21 protein-coding genes and 2 tRNA genes are annotated in these 16334 nt (G+C 37.3%); 14 read left to right on the top strand and 9 right to left on the bottom strand.

The features are described from left to right. Together ACEW8U_RS07330 and ACEW8U_RS07325 are read right to left on the bottom strand one after the other, a co-directional pair. A partial coding sequence (locus ACEW8U_RS07330) for an RNA polymerase sigma factor (protein ID WP_373521385.1) occupies positions 1-403 on the bottom strand: 403 nt, incomplete at its 3' end. A gap of 210 nt (positions 404-613) precedes the next feature. Beyond that, positions 614-686 (bottom strand) — tRNA-Phe (locus ACEW8U_RS07325). A gap of 104 nt (positions 687-790) precedes the next feature. On the opposite strand from ACEW8U_RS07325, the gene ACEW8U_RS07320 reads away from it, so the two are divergent. The 8 genes from ACEW8U_RS07320 (at position 791) to ACEW8U_RS07285 (ending at position 8087) form a co-directional block, all read left to right on the top strand. Then, positions 791-2128: a 4Fe-4S dicluster domain-containing protein gene (locus tag ACEW8U_RS07320; protein WP_373521384.1), complete on the top strand. Its 1338-nt coding sequence runs from the start codon at positions 791-793 to the stop codon at positions 2126-2128. Positions 2129-2221: 93 nt separating this feature from the next. Next, complete coding sequence (locus tag ACEW8U_RS07315; RefSeq protein WP_373521383.1) at positions 2222-3013, top strand: (Fe-S)-binding protein; 792 nt, start codon at positions 2222-2224, stop codon at positions 3011-3013. A gap of 9 nt (positions 3014-3022) precedes the next feature. Beyond that, positions 3023-3403 carry a hypothetical protein gene (locus ACEW8U_RS07310; RefSeq protein ID WP_373521382.1) on the top strand — a complete coding sequence of 127 codons (381 nt, stop codon included), beginning with the start codon at positions 3023-3025 and terminating at the stop codon, positions 3401-3403. Positions 3404-3544: 141 nt separating this feature from the next. Continuing rightward, complete coding sequence (locus ACEW8U_RS07305; RefSeq protein WP_373521381.1) at positions 3545-4753, top strand: ATP-binding protein; 1209 nt, start codon at positions 3545-3547, stop codon at positions 4751-4753. 176 nt (positions 4754-4929) lie between these two features. Next, positions 4930-5421: a hypothetical protein gene (locus ACEW8U_RS07300; protein ID WP_373521380.1), complete on the top strand. Its 492-nt coding sequence runs from the start codon at positions 4930-4932 to the stop codon at positions 5419-5421. A gap of 54 nt (positions 5422-5475) precedes the next feature. Further along, positions 5476-7401, top strand: a complete 1926-nt coding sequence (locus ACEW8U_RS07295; RefSeq protein ID WP_373521379.1) for an OmpA family protein — start codon at positions 5476-5478, stop codon at positions 7399-7401. Between the two features lie 102 nt (positions 7402-7503). Continuing rightward, a complete protein-coding gene (locus tag ACEW8U_RS07290) occupies positions 7504-7719 on the top strand; it encodes a hypothetical protein (RefSeq protein WP_373521378.1) in 216 nt (71 codons plus the stop codon). Then, positions 7698-8087 (top strand): type II toxin-antitoxin system VapC family toxin, encoded by a 390-nt coding sequence (locus tag ACEW8U_RS07285; RefSeq protein ID WP_373521377.1) that lies wholly within the window; start codon positions 7698-7700, stop codon positions 8085-8087. The genes ACEW8U_RS07290 and ACEW8U_RS07285 overlap by 22 nt, the downstream gene beginning before the upstream one ends. A 195-nt stretch (positions 8088-8282) precedes the next feature. Here the strand turns inward: ACEW8U_RS07285 and ACEW8U_RS07280 are convergent, their stop codons facing one another. The 4 genes from ACEW8U_RS07280 to ACEW8U_RS07265 all read right to left on the bottom strand — a co-directional run bounded on the left by ACEW8U_RS07280 (position 8283) and on the right by ACEW8U_RS07265 (position 10679). Continuing rightward, entirely contained in the window at positions 8283-8726 is a 444-nt protein-coding gene (locus ACEW8U_RS07280; protein WP_373521376.1) for a hypothetical protein, read from the bottom strand. A gap of 118 nt (positions 8727-8844) precedes the next feature. Beyond that, positions 8845-9303: a nuclear transport factor 2 family protein gene (locus ACEW8U_RS07275; RefSeq protein ID WP_373521375.1), complete on the bottom strand. Its 459-nt coding sequence runs from the start codon at positions 9301-9303 to the stop codon at positions 8845-8847. Further along, on the bottom strand, positions 9300-9986 hold the full coding sequence (locus ACEW8U_RS07270; RefSeq protein WP_373521374.1) for a head GIN domain-containing protein: 687 nt from the start codon (positions 9984-9986) through the stop codon (positions 9300-9302). Before ACEW8U_RS07270 ends, ACEW8U_RS07275 begins: the two co-directional genes overlap by 4 nt. Before the next feature lie 15 nt (positions 9987-10001). Continuing rightward, positions 10002-10679, bottom strand: coding sequence for an SDR family NAD(P)-dependent oxidoreductase (locus tag ACEW8U_RS07265; protein ID WP_373521373.1), 678 nt, complete (start codon positions 10677-10679; stop codon positions 10002-10004). A gap of 206 nt (positions 10680-10885) precedes the next feature. Between ACEW8U_RS07265 and ACEW8U_RS07260 the strand changes: the two genes are divergently transcribed. From ACEW8U_RS07260 to ACEW8U_RS07250, 3 genes are all read left to right on the top strand, one after another. Next, positions 10886-11617 carry a mechanosensitive ion channel family protein gene (locus ACEW8U_RS07260; RefSeq protein WP_373521372.1) on the top strand — a complete coding sequence of 244 codons (732 nt, stop codon included), beginning with the start codon at positions 10886-10888 and terminating at the stop codon, positions 11615-11617. After that, positions 11607-11951 carry an MGMT family protein gene (locus ACEW8U_RS07255; protein WP_373521371.1) on the top strand — a complete coding sequence of 115 codons (345 nt, stop codon included), beginning with the start codon at positions 11607-11609 and terminating at the stop codon, positions 11949-11951. Before ACEW8U_RS07260 ends, ACEW8U_RS07255 begins: the two co-directional genes overlap by 11 nt. 107 nt (positions 11952-12058) lie before the next feature. Further along, positions 12059-12424, top strand: coding sequence for a helix-turn-helix domain-containing protein (locus ACEW8U_RS07250; protein WP_373521370.1), 366 nt, complete (start codon positions 12059-12061; stop codon positions 12422-12424). A gap of 2 nt (positions 12425-12426) precedes the next feature. Here ACEW8U_RS07250 and ACEW8U_RS07245 read toward each other — a convergent pair whose 3' ends face one another. Further along, on the bottom strand, positions 12427-13869 hold the full coding sequence (locus ACEW8U_RS07245; RefSeq protein ID WP_373521369.1) for a sodium:solute symporter: 1443 nt from the start codon (positions 13867-13869) through the stop codon (positions 12427-12429). 53 nt (positions 13870-13922) lie between these two features. Between ACEW8U_RS07245 and ACEW8U_RS07240 the strand changes: the two genes are divergently transcribed. From ACEW8U_RS07240 to ACEW8U_RS07230, 3 genes are all read left to right on the top strand, one after another. After that, the gene (locus tag ACEW8U_RS07240) at positions 13923-14216 is read left to right on the top strand and encodes an ATP-dependent Clp protease adaptor ClpS (protein WP_373494925.1); all 294 of its coding nucleotides are present in this window, start codon (positions 13923-13925) and stop codon (positions 14214-14216) included. A gap of 11 nt (positions 14217-14227) precedes the next feature. After that, entirely contained in the window at positions 14228-14848 is a 621-nt protein-coding gene (gene recR, locus ACEW8U_RS07235) for a recombination mediator RecR (protein ID WP_373521368.1), read from the top strand. Positions 14849-14915: 67 nt separating this feature from the next. Then, positions 14916-14989 (top strand) — tRNA-Ala (locus ACEW8U_RS07230). Between the two features lie 56 nt (positions 14990-15045). On the opposite strand, the gene ACEW8U_RS07225 is transcribed toward ACEW8U_RS07230, so the two are convergent. Next, positions 15046-15306, bottom strand: coding sequence for a hypothetical protein (locus ACEW8U_RS07225; protein ID WP_373521367.1), 261 nt, complete (start codon positions 15304-15306; stop codon positions 15046-15048). Between the two features lie 123 nt (positions 15307-15429). Further along, on the bottom strand, positions 15430-16176 hold the full coding sequence (locus ACEW8U_RS07220; protein ID WP_373521366.1) for a hypothetical protein: 747 nt from the start codon (positions 16174-16176) through the stop codon (positions 15430-15432). Positions 16177-16334 lie beyond the last annotated feature (158 nt).

Here is a 16334-nt window from a genome sequence, read left to right as displayed (position 1 = left end):
TCTCCAAATATTCAGCAATCTCTTCATAGGTCAATCCCTCCACCTCTCTCAATTGAAATATCTCCTTTTGCTTTTCAGGCAAGGAATCCAAAAACCTAAAAACTAAACTCACATCATGGCTCTTGTTTTCAACTTCAGGATAATCAATTTCAATCTCCATTCCTCCCAAAGGTTCAAACCTTTTTATCTGTCTGAAGTGTTGAAGACTTTCATTTTTGACACTTCTGACCATCCAACTTGTAGGGTTTTCCATTTTTTGAAGTTCATCTTTTTTTAGCCATGCTTTTTCAAAAACGGCTTGCAACACATCCTGAGCCACATCTCTATCCTTAACCCATAAATAGGCCATCCGGTAGAGTTTGCTTTTGAGCGTCCAAATATGTGCTTCAAAAAATGTCTTCATTTTAGGTAGGTAATGATTGGATTTTGGAAATGTTACAGCAATTTGGAAAAAAAATCAGAGATTAGATTGATTTTAAATTATTGACATAAATAGTATGCATGCCTACTATTTATTATTTTGCAACATCAAATTCGGTGAGATGATTTCTAGTTTAAATGAGCTTAAAAAAGTAATAGACATAAAAAAAGCCCCTTCTTTCAAAGGGGCTTGTGGTGATAAGTGGACTCGAACCACCGACTCACGGATTTTCAGTCCGATGCTCTACCAACTGAGCTATATCACCGTTTCTGATAAAGTGATGCAAAGGTAGATATTTGAACCTTTCAAGCAAACCATTTGAAAAAAAAATTAATATAAACCCAATCAAAAAACGATAAAACGAACAATATGAGCATTTTACCACAATTGGTTTTTCTTCTTATTTTCGGCATTGCAGCCTATATCTTATCCAAAAGGGTCAGGTATTTAAGAAGGAATATATTTCTTGGCAAAGCCGAAACCAGAAATGACCAAACAGAAAAGCGTTGGAAAACGATGCTGTTGGTAGCTTTTGGCCAACAAAAGATGTTCAAGAGGTTTGGGCCAGCATTTCTTCACCTCTTAATTTATGTCGCATTTGTAATCATTAATCTTGAAGTGCTGGAATTTGTCATAGATGGTTTGGCAGGAAGCCACCGGGTTTTTGCTCCCTTTCTAGGTACTGCTTATGGTGTCGCCATGAATATTTTTGAATTCTTGGCAATAGCTGTTTTGGTATCTTGTGTGGCTTTTCTAATCCGTAGAAATATCATGAAAGTCGAGCGCTTCACCAAGCCTGAAATGAAAGGTTGGCCTTCCTTGGACGCAAACTTGATTTTGATCATTGAGATTATCCTCATGTTTGCCATACTCACCATGAACGCCACAGACCAAATCCTGGCATCCAGAGGTGTTGGAGATTATGCTTTGCTGAACACGCTGTTTTTCAGCAGCCTGATCCGTCCCATTTTTGAAGGTATGGGTGATGGGGCTTTGATTTTCATTGAAAGGTTTGCTTGGTGGTTCCATATTATTGGAATATTGGGATTTGCTGTATATGTTACCTACTCCAAGCACCTGCACATTTTCCTTGCTTTCCCAAACACTTGGTATTCCAATCTAAAGCCTAAGGGCGAAATGATAAATATGCCAGAAGTCACCAATGAGGTGAATATGATGTTGGGAATACCTGCTGAAGGAAATCAGGAAACTCCTCCGGCTGAAATCGGAAGATTCGGTGCCAAAGATGTCAATGACCTGACTTGGGTAAATGTAATGAATGCTTATAGCTGCACAGAATGCGGCAGATGCACTTCAGAATGCCCGGCAAATATCACCGGCAAAAAACTGTCCCCAAGAAAAATAATGATGGATGTCCGTGACAGGGCTGAGGAAGTAGGGAAAAGTCTTGATACAGGGGGAAAAGGTTTGGAAGACGGAAAATCACTGCTCGGCGATTACATTACCAAAGAAGAGATCAATGCTTGTACTTCATGCAATGCCTGCGTGGAAGCCTGCCCGATCAATATTGATCCTTTATCCATTATCTTACAATTGAGAAGATATGTCGCTATGGAAGAATCAGGTACTCCAGCCCAATGGAATGCCATGTTTCAGAATATGGAAACCAGCTTCTCCCCATGGAAATTCGCACCAACCGACAGGTTCAATTGGGCAGATCAGGTAAAAAATGAAGAAATTGAATAGATGCGAGAACCGAGAAGCGAGATTTTAGACTGTCTTGACTCTCGCTTCTCGCTTCAATCTAAAATCTACAATCTTAAATCAAAAATTCCAAAAATGTCAACATACAAAGTACCAACCATGGCAGAAATGACAGCCTCAGGAGAAACTCCGGAAATACTATTTTGGGTAGGATGTGCCGGTTCTTTTGATGACCGCTACAAAACAGTGACCCAGGCTTTTGTGAAAATTCTCAATAAGGTCGGGGTCAGTTTTGGCGTTTTAGGTTCGGAGGAAGCCTGTACAGGTGACCCGGCAAGAAGGGCCGGAAATGAATTTCTATTCCAAATGCAGGCCGTTGCAAATATCCAGGTATTGAATGGCTATGAGGTGAAAAAAGTAGTCACTGCCTGCCCACATTGCTTCAATACCATCAAAAACGAATATCCGGCATTGGGAGGTAATTATGAGGTCATTCATCATTCGCAGTTTCTTCAGCAATTGATCAACGAGGGTAAAATAGTTCTTAAAGGTGGTGGAGAATTTAAAGGCAAGAAAATCACTTTTCACGACTCCTGTTTTTTAGGTAGGGCCAATAATGTTTATGAGGCTCCAAGGGAAGTCATCAAGGCTTTGGATGTGGAATTGGTGGAAATGAAAAGATGCCGGACAAAAGGCCTTTGCTGTGGTGCCGGCGGAGGACAGATGTTCAAAGAACCCGAGCCCGGTAATAAAGACATCAATATCGAAAGAACCGAAGAAGCCTTGGCAACTGGTGCGACTGCCATAGCGGTAGGATGTCCTTTCTGCTTGACCATGATGTCTGATGGCGTAAAAAATAAAGAGAGAGAGCATGATGTCAAAGTTTATGACTTGGCAGAAATGCTGGCAAAAGATATGGGGATTTGATAGTCAACAATGAAAATAATAATTACCTATATATTGCTTTTCGCAGGTTTAGTATTCTTTGAAAAACAAGAAAAAAAGATAAAGGCGATCTATACAAAAACAGAAAGACTAGGTAATTTCATCACTAGATGGTATTATGACCTAATGATGACTTCTTTGATTTCAAAAGAAGAGTTGATACTATTTGAGGATCAAACATTTCATTACAAATATAGAGGAGGTCAGAGTGGAACATTCGATTTGGATGAAAAAGGAAAGTGGGTTATTTTAAGGGATTCCTTGTATTTAGAATTTAAAGACGATGTTCTAGATACGTCTTACCTCTTAAAAGGAAATAGATTATACCCGAAAGGTTTTGATTCAAAGAAAATCGCATTGAAGAAAAAATAATTTTTGGGATTGATCCTTGGTTAAACTTCAAGTTAATTTAAAGCTTGTATTTCAAATACACAATATTATATATTCTCAATACATAATATCTTGTATTACAAATACAAGCTTTTATATTTGCATTGTAAATCAATGGTTTAAATGGTTTCTAAGGATACGATAAAGGAAATAATAGCTGACCAAAGCAGGTATTTTGTCCCGGATTTAATGATCAAGAGGGAAATCAACATTCCTTTAGATGATAAGCGAGTCATTATTGTGACGGGTGTGAGAAGAAGTGGGAAAAGTATGCTGATCAGAAAAAGCTTCCAAGAAGATGGCATGTATTTGAACTTTGAGGATCCGAGACTGGTGAATTTTGATGTCAGCGATTTTTCCAAACTTGAGGATATACAAGAAGAATTGGGCAAAAAAGTCATGCTTTTAGATGAATTACAGTGGGTGGAAGGTTGGGAGATTTTTGCTCGGTCGCTTTATGAAAAGGGAAAAAACCTTAATATAACCGGTTCAAATGCCTGTATGCTGAGTAGGGAATTAGGAACCCGCTTAACAGGAAGATATAAGCAGATAGAACTTTTTCCTTTTAGTTACCTGGAATTTCTGGATTTAAAACAAATGACTCCGGGGAAGGATAGTTTTGAGTCATATCTTGAACTTGGAGGCTTTCCCGAATATTTGCAACATCAAGATCCTGAATACCTCCGGACTTTGTTGAGAGATATCATCACAAGGGATGTGGCGGTAAGAAGAAACATACTCAACGAAATGCAATTGGTCAGATTGGGAGTCTTTCTCTGCTCAAATATAGGAAAAGAGATGAGCTATAACCGGATGGGACAGCTTTTGGAGATCAAGTCAGTCCGGACAGTTATCGACTATTGCGATTATTTGGAAGAGAGTTATTTGTTCGATCTGATCCCGCTTTACGCCACTTCAATTAGAAAACAAATTGGCAATCCAAAAAAAATCTATTCCATAGATCCTGCTTTGGCAGTTGCCAATAGTATCTCTTTCACCAAGGACTTGGGCCGGAGGTTGGAAAATTTTGTGTATTTGCAGCTTCGTAGATCATTTACAGAAATATATTATTTCAAAACTTCATCAGGGGAATGTGATTTTCTGGTCAAATGGAATGAAGCCATAGTAGCCGCTGTACAGGTTTGTTGGAAAGTTGATAATGATAACTTAAAGCGGGAAATCAAAGGAATCCAAGAGGCAACAAAAGCCGGAAACTTGATCAAATTCTGTATCATCACATTTGATCAGGAAGATACGATTGGAGGAGTTGACTTGATTCCTTTTTGGATGTGGGCACAAGTAAAAGCTGACAAATGGCTTGGTCTGGCCTAACGGAGACAAAGTATAGAAAATTTGCCTTTGATTTCATTCAAACTAGAAAAGAAGATTATGATAATATTACCGGATTAATCATTTTGAAATATATCCAATTCACCCTTTTCTCCGTTAGTTAGAAGAACTAATTTGCCTGAATTCTCCTTATTTAAGGAATTATAAAATATCAGCTTATGTATTTACCATTCAATCAGATGCCGGACCATGCACGGGTTTGGGTTTATCAATCAAACAGAAAATTAAATCCGGATGAGAAAAAATACATCAATGATGTTCTTGCCGATTTTTGTGAAAAATGGAATACACATGGAGCCTTGATGCCGACATCTTATGATATCCGTTTTGATCAGGTGATTATCCTTTCTGTTGATGAAAGCCAATTTGGTGCTAGCGGTTGTTCTATTGATAGTTCGGTCAGGTTGTTGAAGGAAATCGAAACCAAATTTTCCATAGATTTGCTCAATCAGGGTAAAGTGTCATACTTGATTGATCGCGATTCTTTGGAGGTAAGTCCTTTGTTTGGCATCAAATCTAAAGTTGAAGAAGGAACCCTAAAGTCGGACACCACAATATTGAACCCTGTTATTCAAAAAAAATCTGATCTGCAAAACAAATGGCTGATCAGCGCAAAAGAAAGTTGGCTGAACAAATACTTTGCTAATTAATTATGATAATTGTCCTATATTTAAAACTTAGAGATTAATCCATTAATTGTATCTATGAAGCAAATTGCTGTATTTCTGGTTTTGACGATTATCCTGATCAGTTCATGTACCAGCTTGTACCAAAAAGGCCAAAACCAATTTCAGGGAGGTGATTATCAGCTTGCCATCAATTCTTTTTCAAAAATCCTGGAAGATGATCCTGAAAACAAAGAGGCTAATTTTTATGTGGCTGAAAGTTATCGATTGACCAACAGGATTGAACAATCAAAGGCATATTATGAAAAAGTAGCTGAGGAGGAAGAAACCTTCGATACCTACTATCGCCTGGGCCAAAGTTTGAAAAGCCAAGGGGAATATGAAGAAGCGAAAGATGCATTTTCAAAAGCCAAGGAACTAACCTTAGATGACAATTACCTTAAACTTTTAAACAGAGAAATCGACAATTTGGGAAAGATTGAGGCCATCGAAGATTATTTCCCATACATCGAAGTAGAAAACTATAAATTGCTCAACACCTCAATGGCCGAATATTCTCCGATAGTTAAGGAAGGCTATTTATATTTTACCAGCAACCGCGCTAGTAGCGGTATTTATTTAGCGACAGGTACCCCATTATTGAAGTTAATGAGGACGCGAGTGGATGGTATTAAAGTAGATGTACAAAATATTCAGCTTTTACCTGAATTCAGAAATGAAGAAAATCTCAACCAAGGATCTTTGGCCATCAGTCCTGATGGCAATACTTTAATTTATGCAAGGGCCAATTCCAGGTCTCCAAAAGACTTGCCTGATATACAGCTTTTTGCATCTTATTTCAGAGGAGGAGGTTTTACCCAACCTATTTGGATGCCTGTCAATGAGGATGAGTTTTACGCCAATACCACTCCCGCATTCAGTCCTGATGGAAATGAATTATATTTTGCCTCATTAAGGCATGATGGCTTGGGCGGATTGGACCTATACAAAGCAACCAAATTGGCCAATGGTGATTTTGGAAACGCAGTCAGTCTTGGCCCTCAGATCAATACCATGGGCAATGAAATGTTCCCATACGTGGCACCTGACGGTAAACTTTTCTTTGCATCCGATGGACATCCGGGTTTTGGAAAACTGGATCTTTTTGTGGCTGAAAAGACTGATAAAGGATGGGAAGTAAAAAATCTTGGACCCAATATCAATACCCTAGCGGATGATTTTGGAATTTTCTTTACTAAATACCCCACAGAAGGATTCCTTTCTTCCAACAGAGAAGGGGGACTGGGAGATGATGACATTTATTATTTTGAGGATAAGACTCCCAAACCTAAAATTGTCAATGTACTCCTCAATGTGACCACAAAGGAACTCAATGAAGATGGTACTGAAAAAATCCTTCCACAAACAAGGGTCGTGCTTTATGACAATACTAACAAGAATATCGGAGGTGATTTCTCGAACCAAAGCGGCAGGTTAAGATTTACGCTGACACCTGACCAAAACTTTTCTATCATTGCTTCAAAAAGCGGCTATTTTACAAAAAGCATCAATTACAGTACAGTGGGAAAAACTCCAAGAGTGGAAGACCTGATCCAAGATGTGACCAATGTAACATTGGATACGACGATTGTGTTGGAACCGCTTATTCTGGAAAGGTCCATCGTGCTGGACAACATCTACTATGATTTGGACAAGGCTGATATCAGACCTGATGCTGCTGTTGAGTTGGATAAATTGGTCAAAATCCTCAAAGACAATCCTAGTATTAGGATAGAATTAAGTTCCCATACGGATGCCCGGGCGAGTGATGCGTACAATGACGCATTGTCCCAAAGAAGGGCTGAATCGGCGGTTGCTTACATGGTGTCACAGGGTATTGATGAAGATAGATTGGTTGCTAAAGGATATGGCAAGCGACAATTGATCATAGAAAATGCACAGACTGAAGAAGAACATCAGACCAATAGAAGGACTGAGTTTAAAGTGATTGAGATTAAGGAATGATACTTGTGACTGTTTCAAACGGTGGAGTAAGGATCAACAGTTATTCTGTTGATCAACTTAGGTATAGGTTTTAGATTCATGCAATTTTAAAATAATATAATGATGGAAACAGTATTAGTACAAATCAATAATGACAAGGCTTACAAGCTCTTAGAGGATTTGGAAGATTTAAATATTATCAAAGTCCTTAAAAAAAGTATTCAACCGCAGCAAAAACTATCTGAAAAGTATGCCGGGAAATTGCCATCTGATGTAGCTGATGAACTTCAAAATTACGTAATCCAAAGCCGTAACGAATGGAACAACCGAAGCATTTAATTGATACTAATGCTGTGATTGATTATCTCGGTAATAAACTTCCAGTTTCAGGAATGAATTTTATGCATGGTGTTATTGATGCCATTCCCAATATTTCGGTAATAACCAAAATTGAATTACTGGGCTTTAACACATCTGATGAACACTACGAAACACTTTCCAATTTCATCAATGATGCTACTGTATTAGATTTGACAGACTCTGTAGTGGTTGCTACTATTGCAATCCGTAAAAAATACAAAACCAAATTGCCCGATGCCATCATTGCAGCTACGGCATTAGTCTATGATTTAGTTTTAATCTCTCGCAATATCTCAGACTTTAAAAATATTGATAGGTTACAGATTATTGACCCGTATAGTTTGTAAAAACATCAACTTCTCACATTTCTATGTGTAGAATATCCCCTAGGTATGGAATGGACTTTCCACGATGACTGGGTGAAGTTTGCTTCCGATTACAATCGAAATACTCCCTTTTAACCTTACCAATTTCCATTTGGAAATACAATCAAAATCACCAATAATCAACCTTCATCAAACTTCAAATATTTATAATTATTCTTATTTTGGAAATACCTTTATCCCTCGCATATTGTCATTGGGAGGATTAGTAATTGTAAAACCAATGCACTCTAAATCTTTTAAACTAAGATCATAACGTTTAGTAATTTTATACTCCAAAAGAACTTCATCCCAATCATCTGGAATTATTATCGCATCGAATATAAAAACGCTCAAAGTATCTCTGGGTAAATCTTCTTTAAATACTTTATCCCAATCTTTTTTACTGTCGTAAAAAACTGTTCTATTAGCCGGCATCCCTCTTAAATGATTGTAATCAGCGGGTATTAACGTGTCCGGATAATTGAAACTAACAGTGAAACTCAGCGGCTGATTAATATTATTTTGCATTCTAATACTATAAACATCCTCAACAAATGGAGAATCACATGTTGTAAACAAGAACAAAACAAAGAGCATTAAAAGTATTATTGCCAGTTTCATAACCATTAGATTCTAGTTTTAACCTAAAATAACCTTCAATAATGGTCTAGGTAAATTTTGCTATTAGACCTTTATATCCAAAACTACTCAGAATCTCAGAAATCTAAATGATTTCTATTTACGAATCCACGCAGTCCTTCCTCCTTGTATCAATAATATAGGTAATCTTCCAACCATCAACTGTCTTGATCAATTGGAAAGAATTAACGCCGCAATGGCTGAATTTATCGTTGACATAAAATTCATAGGGCGTCCAAGCAGCAGCCATTTGTCCATCCACTTTTATTTGGAAATCCAGAATCCTTTCATCCAAAATGGTACCTTCCGGGGTACTGACAATCCGGTTCACAAAATCACTAACAGTGTTAGATCCCAATTCCGCTCCTGCATCATTAGAAATGACAGTTTGCATAGTTGCTTCGGGATGGAATGCATTCCTTAAAGTTTCAGCATCCCTACTTTTCATCCCCTCAAAAAGAGATGCAATTACTTCTTTTACCGCAATCTCCTCCTGGGCATGTAATGGAATAATCGCAATAAAAATCAAACCAAAAATAATTAATGCAGGTTTTCTCATCTTTTCTGTATTGAACCACCTGTTGAAGTTTTAACATCCACGTTTTTGGGATTGCCCCCATAATAAACCTTTGCGGCAGTAGCTACAGAGCCTTCGATAGTCGATGTTGCATTAAAATGAATAGTAGCAGCTGTATTGGCTTGTATTTCAATTTGCTTCCCTGTCAGATTTTTACCATCTATTTCGGCATTGGTAAAAGCTTTGGCAATTAATTCATCCACTTTTCCATTAACAAAAATCCTCGCATTGGTAGCCGCATCTACACTTAGGACATCTGCTTCAACCTCAGCTTCAAGATAAGCGTTGGTTGTGGCAAAAAGAAATGCTTCCTGGGCAACAATGGGATCTTTGGAGATAACACTTGCACTGGTATTGGCCTCAATCCCCAATAATTCCACGTAGGTAACCACAACAGATACTGCATGGTTTCTAAAGTTCCCCCTGGCCAATCTTATCTCAAGGGTCTCCCCCACCACAGTGGTTTCTACCTTTCCAACATCAATTCCGGAAACAGAAATTTCAACTTTATTCTGACTTCCTTTAACCAATTCTGCTTTAATAGAATTGGACACCTTCACTGCATTAAAATCTCTTAAATTTCTGCTGTCTGTTTGAGTTTGAGCCTGGAGTATCCCTGCCAACCCAAAGACCAACAATAAAATGAGCTTCGATATCTTTTCCATTTTGGTTTAGTTTTTTTAAATACTTCCATACATTTTGAAAGTAGTATTCCTAAGTGCGGGGTTATTGACTGCAAAGTGCATGGCTTCGGCTATTTCGGAAGGGCTTACCCAATTAGAAAATTCAGAATCAGGCATTGACTCTCGGTTTTCAGGTGTATCAATCACACTTGGAACAAAGATATGCGCCCTGATTTTGGTATTTTTTGTTTCTTCTGCCACATATTTGGCCAACTCCCTTACAAGACTTTTACTCAAAGCGTATGCCACAACTCCTTTTCCATCTGCTGGCTGTAAGGCAGGCCTAGCTCCTATAAACAAGAAATTTCCAAAATCTGCTTTTTTCATAACAGGAAGGAAGTTTTTGACCATATTGAATGCGGAGTAGAAATTCAGTTTAAACATTTTTTCAAGGTCTTCCAATCCGGTTTGTTCAATTGCCCCCATTCCAAATCCGCCCACCAATAGTCCGATAGCGTCCACTTCACCGTATTGGAGGTGATACTCACTTGCAAAAGCAGCGACTGCCTTCTCGTCTGTGACATCAAGTTCATAAACATCATCAGCTTCTTCCACTTCTTCTCCCGAATCTGGCAAAATAGTTGCAATTACCCTGTAGCCTTCTCTTTTGAATTTTTCAACAACTGCTTTTCCCAAATTTCCTGCAGCCCCGGTCACAATAATATTCCTTTCCATAAATATTTATTTTTTATGTTTGCATTCTTTTATTCGAAACTATTCCAATTATACCTTTACCCATGGAAATCCCGAATTCACCCTTCAAAAATATTGAGACAAAGAAAAAAAGAATCTTTTTTCTAAAGCTTTTTATATATCTGACTTTCCTTTTTGGAGGAAAATTAATCCCCGCTTCCCAGGATTTCCTTATTAACTATCCAGGAATGAACAGTTTGCATACCGCAATTCTGTTTTTACTTGGCGGAAATATTCTTATTTCCCTAGCCCGTCTTATAACAGCAAGAGTTTATTTAAGCAAATCTAAGGATGAAAAGGTTCATGGCAATTTTTTATTGGGTATTTCCTGGATTTCCAATATACTAAATTCATTGGTTTTTGTCATTGCCTTGATGTTGGCATTTGATATTCAGCCATTGAAATTCCTGACAAGTCTTACTATAGTAGCTGCAGCAATAGCCATTTTGAGTAAAGACTACGTGACCAATATCATCAATGGACTGATTATGATGTTTACGGATCAGTTTTCTCTTGGAGATACGATCAGAATCGGGGACACGCAAGGATTGATTGAAGACATAACCCTCCTAAATGTTGTTCTGAAACAGGATGATGGATACAAAACCATGGTTCCTAATAGTCTTATTTTGAATGCACAGGTTACCAATTTCAAAAATCTGAAGCAAAAGAAGATTGAATTCCCTCTTGAATTACCCCACGGCTTTAAATATGATATCTCCACGATCAATTCACGCCTAACTAAAACATTTGAAAAAAGGATAGAAGAAAAGTCCATTTCCAATTTAAACCTTAAACTTCAAAATATACAAAAAGAATTTATAACCTTGAAGGTATCATTTGAAACTCCTGTTGAGAAGGAAACGGAGGTACAGTCTGAATTGCATCATTTCTTATTATCATTGTTTAATGAAAACTGAAAAGGAAAATTATTTCGATCTTGTTTATCAGGTGGTCAGGTTGATACCTGAAGGCAAAGTGACTTCCTATGGTGCTATTGCCAACTATTTGGGTCTGAAGAGTGGAGCGAGGATGGTTGGCTATGCCATGAATGCTTCCCATACCCAAGCGGATGTACCGGCGCACAGGGTGGTGAACAGAAACGGTATTCTGACGGGAAAGCATCACTTTTCAAACCCATCAGAAATGGAGTTGTTACTCAGCAAAGAGGGTATCGAGGTCATTCACGATAAAATCCAGAATTTTGAAGCCCATTTTTGGGATCCAAATAAACTCGAATTAGATTTATTATGACCTGTTTTAGGTATTTTTCAAATAAAACAAAATATTTTTGACATTTTTTATCCAAATGACTCAAAAGTGTATGCTTTTTGTATTAGATAGAAAAAATCGTTTGTCGTATGGAAACAGCATTGAAAAGTAACATCGCAGAAAATCTTCGAAAACATCGAGTTCTTAGAGGTTATACTCAAGAATACATCGCTGAATATTTAGGAAAAAAAGACTATACCGCTTATTCCAGGTATGAACAGGGAAGATCCAACCTGAAAATGGAAGATGCCATCAAACTTGCCAACTTATACGAAGTCGATGTTCAGGAATTAATATCCGTCTCTCCAACTGTGCATCAGGGTTCAGAAAATGGAAAAAAATCAAACGGCCTTATTTCAGTATTGGTGGATCTAGATGGAAGTAATAGTTCACTGGAAAGTAACATCATCAAACTTAAGAAAATCAATGACCTTCTTGCAAAGCAAGAACTTTGAGGTCAACGTTTCCTTATCAGGTACAATCCTATGAACATTAGCAATCCATTGAGAATCAAAATCTCAAAACCAAATTTATATCCCCATAGTAAACTTTCAGAATTCTGACTGATCAGGAAAGCCAAAACCGGAGCCAAAACAGCCAAATAAGGCACCAGTTTATCTTTCACTTTCCATTTCGTAAACAAACCGAAGGCATATAAGCCCAATAGTGGGCCATAAGTATAACCTGCTATAATGAATACCGCATTGATTACACTTTGATCATTTAACCATCGGAAAACCAGAATAACCAAAAACATCAGCAAGGTAAATGCGATATGGACCTGCTTACGTACCGTAACCTGTCTGTCTTTGTCATACCTTTTCTCTATTTCCAAAAAATCATAACAGAATGAGGTGGTTAAAGCAGTCAAAGTAGAATCTGCACTTGAGTAGGCAGCAGCCGTAATACCCAAGACAAAGACGATTCCTGCAAATGCAGAAAACTCTTGTGTGGCCAATAAGGGGTACAAATCATCCGACCTAACTGGTAATGTTACTCCATTGGTTTCGGCATAGAGATATAGTAACAAACCGAGGCATAAAAACATCAGGTTTACGAAAACAAGAATGATTGTAAACCAAAACATGTTTTTTTGTGCATCTCCAATATTTCGACAGGTGAGGTTTTTCTGCATCATATCCTGGTCTAACCCTGTCATCACTATAGTAATGAAAGCGCCTGAGGCAAATTGCTTAAAAAAATTAGTCCCAGACTGCCAATCCCAATTGAAAATTTCAGACCTGGAATCAGAAGCTATGGTACCTATAAAATCTGAAATTTTAAGGATTCCAAGATCTTTTCCTATCAAATAAATACTCACACCAACAGCCAAAAGCATAAAAAAAGTTTGCAAGGTGTCAGTCCAGACAACAGTTTTGATGCCTCCCCTATGGGTATAGAGCCAAATCAATGAAACAGTAATCAACACTGAAACCCAAAAGGGTATTCCCCATTTGTCAAATAAGATTAGCTGCAAAACGCCTGCAACTAAAAATACCCGGATAGAAGAACCAAGGGTTCTGGACAGGATAAAGAAAAATGCACCGGATTTATAGGACCAAAAACCAAATCTATCCTCTAAATAGGCGTATATAGAAACCAGATTAAGTCTATAATATAAAGGAAGCAAAACCTTGGCAATCACAAAATATCCTAAAGTATACCCTAATACCACCTGGAAATAAAAAAAATTGGTATTGCCTACTTCACCTGGAACTGAAATAAAAGTTACTCCAGATAGAGAAGCACCTATCATTCCAAAAGCCACTAAAAACCAAGGTGATTGTCTATCTCCTGTAAAAAATGTGTCTTTTGAAACGTTTCTTGAGGTAAACCAGGAAATCAAAAACAAGAGAACAAAATATGATGTTATGACGATTAGAACTAAATTTGAATCCATAGATGATTGAAGGTCAATTATGCTAAGTTGTCTATAATAATTAAATTTGCAAAATGAATTCGCAAACACAAGCTTATCCCATGGTTGAAGTCGAAGATGTCCTACTGGAGGAATTGGTAGACATTGAAGAAAGTGAACTGATTGTCTTCAACGATGATGTCAATACTTTTGAGCATGTAGCCAAAATCTTGATCAAAGTCTGTCAACACACACCGGAACAAGCAGAACAATGTACCCTTATCATTCATTATAAAGGTAAATGCGCTGTAAAGAAAGGCAGTAGAGAAAAACTGAAACCTATGTGTGAGGCGATTCTAGATGCCGGTATCCAAGCCACAGTATCATAATTCCCTGATTTGTGAATTTCCCCTCAAAATTGATAGAAGATGCAGTCAATGAAATTAGCAGGCTGCCCGGAATTGGAAAAAAAACAGCCCTTAGATTAGCGCTTCATCTTCTAAAGCACAAAGAATCGGTTTCAGAAGATTTGGCGAACGCTATCATTTCACTGAGAAAAGATATTAAATACTGCATCAGTTGCCATAATATTTCTGATTTAGAAATATGCAGCATCTGTTCCGGAAATCGAAGAGACAAGCACATAATCTGTGTGGTCGAAGATATTCCTGATGTACTTGCAATTGAAAATACTTCACAATACAATGGGCTATACCATGTACTGAGTGGGGTGATTTCACCCATCCAAGGAATCGGCCCTGATGAGCTTAATATAGAATCGCTTATTGAAAGAATTAGAAATCCAACATCAAGTGATAAGGTGGAAGAAGTGATTTTGGCACTTCCCGCAACTATGGAAGGGGACACCACTTCATTTTACATTACAAGAAAACTCAAAGAACTTCAGGTTAAAGTCAGCACCATCGCAAGGGGTATTCCTGTAGGGGGGGAATTGGAATACACCGATGAGGTCACGCTTGGAAGGAGTATTTTGACCAGGGTAAATTATTCTGCAGATTAATATTTTCCTTTGTGCAATTCAAAAGGCTTTCTATATTTGCAATCCCAAATGGGGGAATTAAATTAATGGGGGATTAGCTCAGCTGGCTAGAGCGCTACACTGGCAGTGTAGAGGTCATCGGTTCGACTCCGTTATCCTCCACTTTAGACAGACTTTATGGTCTGTCTTTTTTGTTTTAAAGTAAAAAACAACCTTATTCAAAGCACATTTAAATTCACCAATTTTGAATGGGTTTCGTCCAGCTTTTCTATTAATCCCATCAGAATCCCAAGATTGATATCCTTACAATCCTGAAAGTGTAATTTTTCAAATTGGAAGAAATCACCCTCTTCAAAAAGCTCATCCAATTCTCTGAATTCTCCGCTCATTCCCACATTTATCATTGCGGTAAACAGTTCATTCCTGGCTTTTGATACTGCCAGGCATGCATCCGAAAGTCTCAATTTATAATTATCCACTGTTTATCAATTTAAAACCTGATTCCATTCTATCCCCGTAAACTTACCTAATCAATTTACGCAAATACGAACTAATGAAAAAATAAATGCCAGCTATTGGCTCAATAAAATATTGGTTGAAAATCAATTCAAAAATTCATGCCATTCCTTGAAATTGAAATCGGTTTTTTGATATCCAAGGAATTTTTGATAGGCCTTATTTAAAGCACTTGTGTACTTTTCATTGATCCTCAGAGGGTATAATTGAAAAATATGGTATTTCTTTTGAATGTTTTCGAAAGCTTCCTGAAAACTCTTAAATTCTTCTACTTCTCTTTCACCGGAGTTTTGATCAATCTCTTCATCGTAGTTATAGTTGAAAATAGACTTTTGATTGGTGGCATAAAAAAATATTTCATTGCCCTTATTTTCATGTTTATAAAATTTGATTAAAACATTTTTTCCTCCTACAATACAAATTTCCTCAATCCCTATACTTTCCGCATAGGTGCTAATGATAGACCTGATAATTCTATTCCATGCTTTCTGATCCACGCTTGTAATTCCTTGACCTATTTCTGATACATTTTCAAAATCAATCACTTCTGTCTCCAGACCAATATTTTCAGCTGCGTGAATTAAAATATTGAGATCAATTTCATGTTTTTGTTTTACGTAATCTACAACCAAGTCAAGCCCTTTAATCAAAGATTGAACACCATTTTCGACAAGTACTAACTTTGTTTCAGAATCATCAAGTTGGTCAAAAGCCGGATCAATAAATGATTCGCTTGAATGAAGGATAAAACAATTATTGTCGTCCTTATAATTCTTCTTTATAAATCTTGACTTATCTTTTGCTGTAGCATTGATTAGAAATATGATTTTCATTTTAAGAAGTTTAAGGATGGACATGAAAAGGAATTATATTTCCTTTTGGAAAAAACTTCTCCATAACAATCAGTAAAGTACCTACATGTACGAAGTATTAAACTCATTGGATTATTTCCAAGGTGAAAAATACAAAACTTACTTTTTCTTTTCAATTT

The sequence above is a fragment of the Aquiflexum sp. genome (assembly GCF_041751335.1).
Taxonomy (GTDB): Bacteria; Bacteroidota; Bacteroidia; order Cytophagales; family Cyclobacteriaceae; genus Aquiflexum.
This window is presented reverse-complemented; position numbering and strand designations above follow the sequence as displayed.